The sequence below is a fragment of the Streptomyces hirsutus genome (assembly GCF_001418415.1).
Taxonomy (GTDB): Bacteria; Actinomycetota; Actinomycetes; order Streptomycetales; family Streptomycetaceae; genus Streptomyces; species Streptomyces hirsutus.
Genome location: NZ_LIQT01000076.1, coordinates 1 through 11,417 on the forward strand (window position 1 = coordinate 1; position 11,417 = coordinate 11,417).

The 11,417-nt window shown below is 68.5% G+C and carries 12 protein-coding genes and 1 pseudogene; 4 read left to right on the forward strand and 9 right to left on the reverse strand.

Features of this window, described 5'->3' with window-relative positions; genetic code table 11:
• Nucleotides 1-484: 484 nt before the first annotated feature.
• Nucleotides 485-1,162, reverse strand: coding sequence for a DUF3000 domain-containing protein (locus AOK11_RS07090; RefSeq protein WP_079034684.1), 678 nt, complete (start codon nucleotides 1,160-1,162; stop codon nucleotides 485-487).
• A 155-nt stretch (nucleotides 1,163-1,317) separates the two neighbouring features.
• Between AOK11_RS07090 and hemE the strand changes: the two genes are divergently transcribed.
• Nucleotides 1,318-2,385: a uroporphyrinogen decarboxylase gene (hemE, locus tag AOK11_RS07095; protein ID WP_055592787.1), complete on the forward strand. Its 1,068-nt coding sequence runs from the start codon at nucleotides 1,318-1,320 to the stop codon at nucleotides 2,383-2,385.
• Between the two features lie 13 nt (nucleotides 2,386-2,398).
• On the opposite strand, the pseudogene AOK11_RS07100 reads toward hemE, so the two are convergent.
• From AOK11_RS07100 to AOK11_RS43830, 5 genes and pseudogenes are all read right to left on the reverse strand, one after another.
• A pseudogene (locus tag AOK11_RS07100) lies at nucleotides 2,399-2,851 on the reverse strand (rhomboid family intramembrane serine protease); the annotation flags it as partial.
• A 691-nt stretch (nucleotides 2,852-3,542) separates the two neighbouring features.
• Nucleotides 3,543-4,925: an MmgE/PrpD family protein gene (locus AOK11_RS07105; protein WP_055592788.1), complete on the reverse strand. Its 1,383-nt coding sequence runs from the start codon at nucleotides 4,923-4,925 to the stop codon at nucleotides 3,543-3,545.
• A gap of 34 nt (nucleotides 4,926-4,959) precedes the next feature.
• Nucleotides 4,960-6,369, reverse strand: coding sequence for an MFS transporter (locus AOK11_RS07110; RefSeq protein ID WP_055592789.1), 1,410 nt, complete (start codon nucleotides 6,367-6,369; stop codon nucleotides 4,960-4,962).
• A gap of 177 nt (nucleotides 6,370-6,546) precedes the next feature.
• A complete protein-coding gene (locus tag AOK11_RS07115; protein WP_167353765.1) occupies nucleotides 6,547-6,702 on the reverse strand; it encodes a hypothetical protein in 156 nt (51 codons plus the stop codon).
• Complete coding sequence (locus AOK11_RS43830) at nucleotides 6,699-7,169, reverse strand: hypothetical protein (RefSeq protein WP_206188793.1); 471 nt, start codon at nucleotides 7,167-7,169, stop codon at nucleotides 6,699-6,701. Before AOK11_RS43830 ends, AOK11_RS07115 begins: the two co-directional genes overlap by 4 nt.
• A 180-nt stretch (nucleotides 7,170-7,349) precedes the next feature.
• Between AOK11_RS43830 and AOK11_RS43835 the strand changes: the two genes are divergently transcribed.
• From AOK11_RS43835 to AOK11_RS07135, 3 genes are all read left to right on the forward strand, one after another.
• Complete coding sequence (locus tag AOK11_RS43835; RefSeq protein ID WP_206188794.1) at nucleotides 7,350-7,577, forward strand: hypothetical protein; 228 nt, start codon at nucleotides 7,350-7,352, stop codon at nucleotides 7,575-7,577.
• A gap of 257 nt (nucleotides 7,578-7,834) precedes the next feature.
• On the forward strand, nucleotides 7,835-8,023 hold the full coding sequence (locus tag AOK11_RS07130) for a hypothetical protein (RefSeq protein ID WP_055592792.1): 189 nt from the start codon (nucleotides 7,835-7,837) through the stop codon (nucleotides 8,021-8,023).
• 6 nt (nucleotides 8,024-8,029) lie between these two features.
• Nucleotides 8,030-8,497, forward strand: coding sequence for a hypothetical protein (locus tag AOK11_RS07135; protein ID WP_055592793.1), 468 nt, complete (start codon nucleotides 8,030-8,032; stop codon nucleotides 8,495-8,497).
• A gap of 9 nt (nucleotides 8,498-8,506) precedes the next feature.
• On the opposite strand, the gene AOK11_RS07140 is transcribed toward AOK11_RS07135, so the two are convergent.
• The 3 genes from AOK11_RS07140 to AOK11_RS07150 all read right to left on the reverse strand — a co-directional run bounded on the left by AOK11_RS07140 (nucleotide 8,507) and on the right by AOK11_RS07150 (nucleotide 11,241).
• The gene (locus AOK11_RS07140) at nucleotides 8,507-9,061 is read right to left on the reverse strand and encodes a flavin reductase family protein (RefSeq protein WP_206188795.1); all 555 of its coding nucleotides are present in this window, start codon (nucleotides 9,059-9,061) and stop codon (nucleotides 8,507-8,509) included.
• Between the two features lie 97 nt (nucleotides 9,062-9,158).
• Nucleotides 9,159-10,169: an alpha/beta fold hydrolase gene (locus AOK11_RS07145; protein WP_157869295.1), complete on the reverse strand. Its 1,011-nt coding sequence runs from the start codon at nucleotides 10,167-10,169 to the stop codon at nucleotides 9,159-9,161.
• A 10-nt stretch (nucleotides 10,170-10,179) separates the two neighbouring features.
• Complete coding sequence (locus AOK11_RS07150) at nucleotides 10,180-11,241, reverse strand: LLM class flavin-dependent oxidoreductase (protein WP_055592795.1); 1,062 nt, start codon at nucleotides 11,239-11,241, stop codon at nucleotides 10,180-10,182.
• Nucleotides 11,242-11,417 lie beyond the last annotated feature (176 nt).

The following is an 11,417-nucleotide window of genomic DNA, read 5'->3' on the forward strand; positions in this document are numbered from 1 at the left end:
AAGCACGGTTGAGCCCGGCTCGTGGGGGAGCCGGGCTCAACCGTGCTTTCAAGGTCACAGTCGTCTTCGGCAACAAACGGGTTCTCCTTTAGAGAATGATCACGATCCAGTGAGTAACAATCCGTGCAATTCGGACGCGCGGTCGATCATTCGAAGATCGAACGGTTCCGGTCCACGTCGCAACGCTTCCGGAAGTGGCCGTATCGACAAAGAGATCCCCAAAAAGGTCGCCAAAGAGATCTCGGGAAGATCGGCAAGGGGGCGACTGGGGAGATCGACAAAGAGACCGGCCCGTCAGTGCTCCGGCGACCGGCTCGGCGACCGGAGTGGTGGCCGGCCCCGTGAACGGCCCGTGAACGGCCCGGGAACGACAAAGAGACCGGTCCGAAGACCGGTCTGGAGGATCGCCGGGAGCCCCACGAAGGGCTCGCACGGCAAGGGCCGCAGGGTCCGTGCCCGCGGCGGGCTCAGCGGCGCGGCGGACTCAGCGTGCCTGCGGTCCCCTGCGCTGAGGCAGCGTCACCACCGACGCGTCCCCCGGAGCGGCCGGCGGCAGCCCGGCGACCTGCGCCAGCAGATCGCACCACGACATCAGATGCGTGGCCGCGTCCGGCACCCCGCCCGCGCCCTCCCCCGGCGTCCACGAGGCACGGATCTCGATCTGCGAGGCGGCAGGACGCTCGGACAGCCCGCCGAAGTAGTGCGAACTCGCCCGCGTGACCGTGCCGCTCGGCTCGCCGTACGTCAGACCGCGTGCCCCGAGCGCACCGGTCAGCCAGGACCAGCACACCTCCGGAAGCAGCGGATCCGCCGCCATCTCCGGCTCCAGCTCCGCGCGCACCAGCGTCACCAGCCGGAAGGTGCCCCGCCAGGCATCGTGCCCGGCCGGGTCGTGCAGCAGCACCAGCCGGCCGTCGGCCAGGTCCTGGTCGCCGTCCACGACCGCCGCCTCCAGCGCGTACGCGTACGGGGCGAGCCGCTTGGGCGCCGGAGTGGTCTCCACTTCGATCTGCGGCCGGAGCCGCGCGCCCCGCAACGCCTCGACGGCGGTCCGGAAGGGCAACGGGGGTGCCGTGCCCCCGCCGCCGAGATCCGCATCGGTGTCCTTCGCTTCGTCCATTCCGCCCGTGCCGTCCGACAGTCGTCCCTGAGCCGCAGCCATGCGGGGAAGGTTAAGCGGAAGCGGGCCCCGGCGCGGGGAGGGACACCCGGCGCGGGCAACGGTGGCCGGATCGTGTCGCACCGGCGTGGCGCGGGTCGCGGTGCCCGGGTGACCTGCGGTGCGGGACCGTCGGCCGACCATGCGAGACTGGCCGGGTGAGTGCCAATGTCAGCCCCCGGGGCAAGCAGCCGACCCAGACGTACGACAGTGCCTTCCTCAAGGCGTGCCGGCGTGAGCCGGTGCCGCACACTCCGGTGTGGTTCATGCGGCAGGCGGGCCGCTCATTGCCGGAGTACCGCAAGGTGCGCGAGGGCATCGCGATGCTCGACTCCTGCATGCGCCCCGACCTCGTCGCCGAGATCACGCTCCAGCCGGTGCGCCGGCACAACGTCGACGCGGCGATCTACTTCAGCGACATCGTCGTCCCGCTCAAGGCCATCGGGATCGACCTCGACATCAAGCCCGGCATCGGCCCCGTCGTCGAGGAGCCCTTCCGCACCCGCGCCGACCTGGCCCGGCTGCGCGACCTCACCCCGGAGGACGTCTCCTACGTCACCGAGGCGTACGGTCTGCTGACCGCGGAACTCGGCTCCACCCCGCTGATCGGCTTCGCGGGCGCCCCGTTCACCCTCGCCAGCTACCTCGTCGAGGGCGGCCCGTCCCGCACGTACGAGAACGCCAAGGCGATGATGTACGGCGACCCGGAGCTTTGGGCCGACCTCCTCGACCGTCTCGCGGACATCACCGCCGCCTTCCTCACCGTGCAGATCGAGGCCGGCGCCTCCGCGGTCCAGCTGTTCGACTCCTGGGCCGGCGCGCTCGCCCCGGCCGACTACCGGCGCTCGGTGCTGCCCGCCTCGGCCAAGGTCCTCGACACGGTGTCCGGCCACGGCGTCCCCCGCATCCACTTCGGCGTCGGCACCGGCGAACTCCTCGGCCTGATGGGCGAGGCCGGCGCAGACGTCGTCGGCGTCGACTGGCGCGTCCCGCTGGACGAGGCCGCCCGCCGGGTCGGCCCCGGCAAGGCGCTCCAGGGCAACCTCGACCCGACCGTGCTGTTCGCCGGCACGGAGGCGGTGGAGGCGAAGACCCGCGAGGTGCTGGCCGCGGCCGAGGGTCTCGAGGGCCACATCTTCAACCTGGGTCACGGTGTCATGCCGAACACCGACGCCGACGCGCTGACCCGCCTCGTCGACCACGTCCACACCGCCACCGCCCGCTGACCACGCGGGGCGCTCACCACGGGTGCCGGGGCCGTGCCCGCCTGCCGAACAGCAGGCCGCGCGGCTCCGGCGGCGGGGGAGTGCCCGGTTTGAGGGGCCAGGCGATCAGCATGCCGGCCACGAAGCCCACGACATGCGCCGCGTACGCCACCGTCCCGGCGTCGGTGACGCCCGCGCCGGACGAGTACACCGCCTGCAGCACGAACCACAGGCCGAGCACGATCCAGGCCTGCAGCCGCAGCGGCAGGAAGATCAGGAACGGCACCAGCACCCAGACGCGCGCCCTCGGATACAGCACCAGATACGCGCCCAGCACCCCCGCGACCGCCCCGGACGCACCGATCAACGGGGTGCCCGAGCCCGCGTTCACCAACGCGTAGCCGTACGAGGCCACATAGCCGCAGACGGCGTAGAACAGCGCGAAGCGCAGGTGCCCCATCCGGTCCTCGACGTTGTTGCCGAAGATCTAAAAGGTGGGCATCAGTGCAGGTCAGAGGCATGATTGCTGAGCCCCAGGTCAGCAAGTAGCCAGCAAGCGGCGAGCGGGAGGCCCCGCCTTGCTGACCGCGGGACGTGACAGCAGAGCCGGCCTTCGCTGGTCCGCTCGTCCTCCGGAAGGTGTCGCTCCCTGGCTCGTCGGCTCGCCCGCGGCATGGGCTCCTTCTTCGAGCCCTGGGACTGCGCCAGGCCCAGCCGGTGCCCGCACGCCTGCACCATCCGGTTTCGCGACGCTCGGGGAAAACAGCGAGAGGAGACCGGGTATCGGACTCAGGACGCGGCGGTCGAACGGCTGACGGAGCTGTACGCCGACCGGAAGAAGACGGCTCCCTCGGTGGCGGAGGCGCAACGGGAACTGGGGCAGCAGAGGATAGAGGAGTACGCCCAAACGTGGCTGCCTCGGCAGCGCCAGATGACCGAGTACTCGACCGCGAAAACCCTGGCGAGCCATTTCAAGGTACAGATCAATCCGGTGATCGGACCGCGGAAGCTGAATGCGGTGCCACTGAACCGCTCCGGGACAGGTCCCAAGCCTCCACTGACCTCGGAGCGGTTCATGAAGCCTGTGCTACGACATGCCTCAACTGCGGTTCTACTGGGAGAAGAACGAGAGGCTGAAGTTCCGCCGCAAGCTGCGTGGACTCAAGGAATTTCCGTGCTCAGGCCGTTCTGTCGGCGTCGGCTTCCGGGCTGATCAGGTCCGCGACCAGATCCGTGACGTCGTCGAGTTCCTCGAGGGTCCGCAGAGACTCCATGAGCTTGTCGATCCGACTGTCCGGCAAGGGGGATGCCGCGGCTGCCAGGCAGTCCTGCAACCTGCGGTCGTGATCTTCCTGGGAAAGGGCGTTCCCGGGGAAGCCCGGCGCGATGTCGAGTCGGAAGTGCTGCTCGGAGTCGCCGCTGATGACGATGAGGTCGACCGCGCTGTGGCCGCGCTCGTCGAGCGCGGAGTCCGCGGTGACGTGCACTCGGGCGGCAAGGTCACCGACCGCCTTCCCGGTCACGGCCGCCGGAGCGAAATGCTCCAGCCGGGAGGAGCCGTTGAGGAATGCGTTGGCGACACAGAATCGAGCGCTGAACTGGCCATTGACCCTCGGGTTGGTGCCGGGTGCGAACGGATGCCCCACCAGCCGGTAGGCGTACGGCGGGAGCACTACTTCGACCCGGTCGATCCGATCGGCGAGGATTCCCGACCGGCGAGCCTGCAGGGCCAGCTCGGTCACCCCTTGTGTGAGGCCGCAACTGGGGTATTTCTTGAACATCGTCCCCGTCAGCGCATAGTGATCGCCCAGCTCCTCGACGAAGGTGGTTGCGTCGACCTGGCCCCGCCCGTACAGGTGGGTGTACCCGTAGACGCCGTCCAGGAAGTTGTGGGGGCCGGTGAGCCCTCGCAGGGCCCAGAGCGCGCAGGTCACGCCTGCCTCGGCGGCCCAGCCCTGGATGAGTCGCACGGCGAGGGAGCCGTCCACGTTGCTCTGGAAGCTCCCGCCGGCGCGATTGAAGGCCAGGCCGAGGGCCGCCAGTAGCTGGTCTCCCGACAGTCCGAGGATGCGGCCGACCGTTGCGGTGGCGGCGAGCGGGGCGACGACGCCGGTCGGGTCCAAACCGTCGTACAGGGCCTCGGTCAGGTTGAGCCGCGATCCCAGTTCGGCGCCGACCGCGACGGCTGTGACGAACTCCTCGCCGCTGACCCCGCCGCGGAACTCGGCGGCGGCCAAGGCGGCGGGGACCAGCGAGGAGCCGAGGTGGAGGCCGGGTTCCATGGCGTCGCAGTAGTCGAGCGCACGAGCCATGACTCCGTTGAGCAGCGCAGCCGAGGCGGCCGGCAGGCGGTCTCCGTGGACGAGTGAGGTGGCCTGTGGGGCACCACCGTTCTCGAGCAGGAGTCCTCTCAGCTCTCGGCACCCGTCTTCACCGGCTCCGGCCACCGTGGTGCCGAGCACAGTGGTGATCATGGTGCGGACAATGCGTCGGGCTTCGAGGTCGATTTCGTCAAGCCGCGTCGACCGCACGAAGTCGATCAGCTGTTCCGTAGGGGACACCAGGGCTCCTCGCTGTGGAGAGTTTGTCGGGCGGTCAGGCCACCGTCGCGACGGACGGCGAACTCGGCCTGTGTTCCTCGGTGATCTCCTCCAGGGACTTGCCTGTGGTCTTGGGGCCGAAGATCCAGACCAGGACGGCCGTGACGACGTAGAGGGTGACGGACAGCAGGACGACGGCTGTGCCTCCGAAGTTGTCCAGGATCGCGATGCCGAGGAAGGGGATCGCGACGGCGCAGAGGCGTCCGGTGCCGTAGCAGAGCCCGATCGCGGTGGTGCGCAGTCTGGTGGGGAAGACCTCCGAGCCGTACATGTTGATGGAACTGGTCTGCACGTTGGAGAGGAACCCGATCGCGAAGCCCGCGGCCATGATCATCAGGCTGCCGATCCCGAAGCCGAAGAAGAGGCCGGCTGCGGCTGTGCCCAAACCGGTGGCGATGCAGACGGTCCGCCTTTCGTACCGCTCGGCGATGAGTGCGGCGGTGAACGCTCCGAGCGGGTATCCGATCGCCATGACAGCCGTGTAGAGCAGGGAGCTCTTCAGGTCGTAGCCCTTGTCGGCCAGCAGGAGCGGGGTGAGCGAGCTGAAGCCGTAGTAGGCGAGAACGTTGAGCGTCCACAGTGCGCCGGCGGCGATCATGGCTCTGTGAGCGCCGCGTTTGAAGAGGTCGGAGACCCGTGCTCGGTCCTCGCCCTGGTGCGCGGGTGCCTGGGACACGGTGACCGGCACGGGCGGAAGCGGCTTTCCGGTGCTCTCGGCGATCTCCTTCTCGATTTTGGTGATCAGCGCGTCGGCCTCGTCGAGGCGACCGACCGAGGCGAGCCAGCGGGGCGACTCGGGCAGACCACGGCGGAACCAGAGCAGGGCGAGGATGCCGCTGGAACCGATCACCAGCAGCCAGCGCCACCCGTCGATGAGGAAGTGACTCCCCGCAAGGGGGGCTCCGATGAGGGTGATCACCGGGTAGGCGAGGAAGGCCATGGTGAAGGCGTAGCCGATGTGGCGGCCTCGACGCTTCGGCGGGATGAACTCCGCGAGGTACGCCGGGATGAGGGCGGCCTCCGCGCCGGCGCCGATGCCGGCGATGAAGCGGCAGGCGACCAGCACCCAGAGGTTGGGGGCGAACGCGGCGACCAGGCTGAAGAACAGGTAGATGGTCAGGTTGATGAGGAACATGCGCCGTCGGCCGATTCGGTCGGCGAGGCGCCCCAGGGTCAGGGCGCCGAAGAACATGCCCAGGAACACCGAAGCGATGAGGCTGGCGGTTTCAAAGCTGTTGAGCTGCCACAGCGGGCCGAGGACCGCGGCGAGCACTCCGCCGAGGAAGACCTCGTAGTACTCGTAGAAGGCGCCGATCCCGACCAGCACGGTGAGTTTCCAGTGCCACCGGCCGACCGGCAGACGGTCGAGCCGCGCGGCCGGCGACGGTGCATCGGGAGCACCCATGGCATGTGGGGTAGCAGTCACTGTGCGGCCTTTCAGGAGGAGGGGGACGCCGGTCTGCTTGACCGAGGGGTGGTGGGTGACGTGATGCCCCACCACCCTTCGACGTGATCGTCGTCACCGATGGGCATCACTGTGACCCGGAATGCATTTCAGTGACATGTCGATTGCAGGTGACGTTCAACAGCTCGGTGTCAGGCCCGGGAGGATGTCCGGCCGGGGCGGCTGCGCAAGCGCGGTGACAGCGGCTCCGAGGCCCCGGGTGAGGGCGGCGTTCACCTCGACCGCGGTGGGACCGGTGAGTGTGGCGGCCAGGTGGGCGTCGGGGCGGATCACCCACACCTCGTCGGGCTTGATGCCCAGCCTCGCGGCGCCGCCCTCGGCCAGGTCCGCGCTGCGGTGCACGGGCACGGCACGGCCCAGGTCGAGCAGCTCCTGATGCAGCGTGTCACGACAAGCTGCTGGCCGGCGATCCGCTCGTCGAGCACCTGCTCGGTGCGGGTCTGGGAGAGGTTGACGAACGGCGGAAAGACGCTGCCGTCGTCGGTGTACTCGGTGCAGAAGAGTTCGTGCTCGCGGTAGAACGTGCGAGCACGGCTCCAGGTCAGCCCCTCCTGCGCGATCTGCCGTCCGGCTCCGTCGAGGGTGTCCCAGATGTCGAGGATGTCGCGCTGCTTGGCGATCGCCTTGGAGCCGACCGGATCGCGCTCGGGACGCTGGTCCAACACGATGGTGGACAGATCCGTTCGCTGTGCAGACCCCTTTGCCGCTGCCGACACCGAGCAGAAGGGCGCGATCGTCACGGCAGCGGTCTCGGCCGGGCTGATGTGGCGCTGCCCGAAGTGTCGGCGGACGAACCCCCGTGCCGCGACGAGCTGAGAGGGCCCCTGACGGCTGCCGCACCGCCGGCCAGCCAGCCAGCCGGAAAGCACGCAGGTGGCCGCTCTGCTCCCAGGGCAGTTCCCCGCGTTGGAGGGACCGCGATGATCAGCACGTACCCTCCCGCACCCCAGCACCTTCGGGCTGCGTGCCTGCATCCCGACGGCCATCTCATAGGAAACGTCAGCGCCGCGACGCTCCAGGTCTACCTGGACGACGACCTGGTCTACCGCAACGACGGCGACCGCTACCGGCTGCCTCCGGGGACCGCCCAGAAGAAGTGGCGTCGGACCGTACTTCATCACCGGCGCGGGGAGGCCGCGCGATCCTGAGCGACGCCCAGCGGGCCGCCGTCGGCTGGCCGACCAGCGCCTCCCTGGTCCGGCTCAGCCTCGTCGAGTACCGGGACGCCGCCGGCAATCCCCCTACCATCAACGGCGACGACGGCCGCACCGGCCCCAGCATTGCCCCCACCTCACCACCGCTGGCAGCTCATAGGCACCCTCATGACTTCGCTCATCCTGTTTGACCACCACCTCGACGAGACCCCGCACCCACCTCGCCGACGCCCTCCCGCACCCCGGCGGACGTGGTAGCCGCGGACACGCTGGCAGCCTTCCGCGCAGCTCCGCACAAGTCGCTCTCCTACGGCCTCGGCCTCGACTCGACAGCCCTACTTCTGGCAATCCTCGACGATCCCGCCAGCTTCGGCATCGCCGAGGACTTCTCCGAGCTGTCCGTGGTGACCGGTTTGACCGCTTCGAGATTCCCGACATGATCGCCGATGTCCAGGACCACGTGCTGCCCCGGCTCCGGCAGAAGGGTCGTCCGGTATGCGCAGGTCGCCCGCGCCGGGCGTCGGGAGGGAATCGGCGTCGAGGTCGTGTCCGACACCACGAATCCCGGGAAGGTGTTCAGCCGCGGCCAATGGACGCTCATGGGTGAGCTGGAGGCCAACGGCACGGTCCCCCAATACGCCAGCGGTCACCGGTGCAGCTTAAAATTCAAGGCCTCCCATATTGATCGCTTCCAGCTCGACCAGGCCGGCGGCCAGACGGCCGGCAAGCTCTTCGGCTGCAACGCCGACGAGTACAAGCGGGCGGCCGAAGCCAATAAGCACCAGGCCCGCCGCGCCAAGAAGGCCGGCACCCGGACCTCGGCGGTCGTTCGCAAGGTGACCGTCCCGCCAGGTCCAGCACGGCGTTCGCCGCAGTGGAGACAACGGGGCCCGCGACCGAGACGGGGCTCGTGATGGCTCGTCCTACGAGCACACGGGCGGAAACAACGCCGCACCACCTTCACTGACCAACAGCAACGGGAGTCCCTGAGCAGTGCGGCCGTGGGAGTTGGCCAGTCGTCCCATCTCACTGTGGTGAAACACGAGGGGCAGCCGTGCACGGTCCGCCCGCAGCGCCTCGATTTTGAGCAAGACAATCACGTGGTCGCCGGCGTCGATCTCCTGGTAGACCGAGCAGTCGAACACGGCTGCGGCACCGTCGATGAATATCGCACCTTCGACGGTCCTCTTCCACCCAACATCGCGGAACCTGTCGCCCCGTCCCGCGAGGGCTCGGCAGGCCGTCGCCTGGTCCTCGGCGAAAATACTGATGCCCAACCGGGGCAGGTCCCGCAGGAAGGGCCACGTCGACGACGTCTTCTGCACGCAGACCGACACCAGGGCGGGGTCGAGGGAGACCGAGGTGAAGGAGCTCACGGCCATGCCAGCAGGCTCGTCCTCGATGCAGCCGCACACAGCCACGACACCGCTGGGGAAGCAGGCGAAGGCATGTCGCAGTTCGGTCGGGTCGGCCGACAACGGGCGCAAGTTCATAGGGATATGTCCTTCATGGATTCACGGTCCGGCGTGACGGCGTCACGCCGGACGGGGCGGTCGACGCGTGGTCGAGGAAGGCCTAGGGCGTGAGAACGACGTGCTCGCTGACCCACGTGATGACGGCGTCAAGCACCTGGTCGTTGTTGCGTTCAAGCATCATGAGATGGCCGTTGCCGTGGATCCCGAGGTCACCAAGTCGAAGGTGGTCGACGTTCTCGCACCCGGCTTGGCGCAGGAAGGCGACAGTGCCGGCGTCCATGGGCCCGGCCAAGGACTGCTCGCCGGTGACGATCGCGATCGGCGTGTCGGTGAGGCCCGGCAGGCGACGGGGTGGGGCGGCTTGCAGTCGCATCGGAGGCTCCGAGTCGGTGGCCTGGACGTTGATCAGGTCGATTGCGGCGGCCAACGGTGCCGGGTCGTAGTTCATCCGGCAGGCGGCGAGCCCCCACGGGAGCGGGAACGGCCCGCTCGGACCCAGCGGCTCCAGTGCCACAATGGCCCGCACAAGGTCGGGCCGTTCGTCGGCCATCAGCCATCCAGCCGGGCCGCCGGCGGAGTTGGTGATGATGATGGCCGGACCGATCTGATCCAGGAGCTCCGCTCCTCGCCTCCGCATCAGCTCGTGGTCGTGCGCAAGGTCGGGCATTGGTCCTTGGGAGGCCAGGAGCTGGGCGAGTGCGGGGTCGTCCGCGAGGCCGGTGCCTGGCCATTGGGTGTGCTCGGGGTTGTTCGCTCCGGCGAACATGACGCCGAGCGTCTCCACCGAGGAGGGCATCGGCGAGGGGCCGGTGATAGCGGGACGGACCGGGGAACGGCCCTGTCCCGGGCGGTCGAGGGTGTAGACGGAGAAGCCGCGCTGGAGCAGGAGCGTCCGCCAGCCGGGTCGGCCATCGGGAGTCGACATCCAGTCCAGGCCCTGGCCCCCACCACCGTGGATCAGGACGACCGGGTAAGCCTGCGTCTGCTCCTCCGGCACCTGGAAGTCGACAAAGAGTTGCGTGCCGTCGACAAGCGTCTGGCCCTCGCTCTCCTGGTACGTGACGCCGACCCAGAAATACCCCTGCTGGGCGAGGCGCACAGCGCTCGTCACGGGCTTGGACTCAGCCTGCATTGCGCGCTCGCAGGACAGGCATGACCTCCCGCGCGAACAGGCGGGCCTGGTCGGGGGTGAAGGTCTCGACGAGCAGGCGGCGCGCGCCGGTTGCGTCGAGTGCCTCCTGGAGCTGGTCGATGATCTGGTCCGGCGTGCCGACTACCGTGAGTGCAGGGCGGTCCTTCTTCTTGTCAATCGCGAACTCGCCGTCGCTCTTGGGGACCGAGCGGCCGTTGGAGGCGTAGTGCGCCATGAACTGATTGAACGTGTTGGCGAAGACGTCACAGTTGGCTTCAGCCTCGGCCTCGGTCTCGCCGATCGCGATGAAGCGCTCCACCATCATGTTGGCCGCTGACCGATCGTGACCGTGCTCGTTGGAGACCTGGAGGTAGTAGTCAAGCGCCTCCTTGTGGGACTGGTCGGTGCCGAAGTTGCGCATCACGCTCCAGCCGTACCCGCCGGCGACCGCCATGCTTTCGAGGCTGCCGGATGCCAGCCAGATCGGGAACTCCTCCTGGAGCGGGCGGGTGGCGATCGAGGTCGGCCTCGTGACCTTGAAGTACTTGCCATCGAAGGTGACGTCGTGCTCGCTGAGCAGGAGTCGGACGAGCTCGAGGGACTCCAGCCATGCCTCCTTGAGATCCGCTTCGCTGAGGTCGCGCCCCAGCGCGATGCGTGCCTCGCCCGGCGCGCCTCGTCCGATGCCCAGCTCGAACCGACCGCCGCTAAGCAGGTCAAGGGTGCCGGCCTCCTCGGCCACCCGAATGGGGTTGTACAGCGGCAGGATCGTGACTGCCGTGCCGAGGCGGATCGTGCTGGTCTTCACGGCCGCCGCCGCGATCAGCAGGTGCGGCGAGGGACAGGTCATCAGTGGCGCGTGGTGCTCGGTGACGGTCAGACCATCGAATCCGAGCTCTTCGGCGAGCTGGGCGAACTCGACGAAGTCGTCGATCTGCCGCTTCTGCCAGGTGGGGTTGTGCACATCCGGCACCCGGTCGGTGGTGTGCAGACCTAGACCGTACTGGTGTACGAACTTGATGCCGTTCGTGTCGTCGCTGATGGCGCCCATCGATTGTGCTCCATTGTTTCTGGGATGTGTTGGGTGTCTCACGCTAGGAGGGTCTGGACGAACCTCCGATCCGCGTTGCGACGTGCCGATCCGTAATGCGACCCCAGTTGGGGGGCGATGACACTGCCCGTGGGCCGGAACGCAGTGGACTTGCCAGGGACAAGACCGCAGGACCT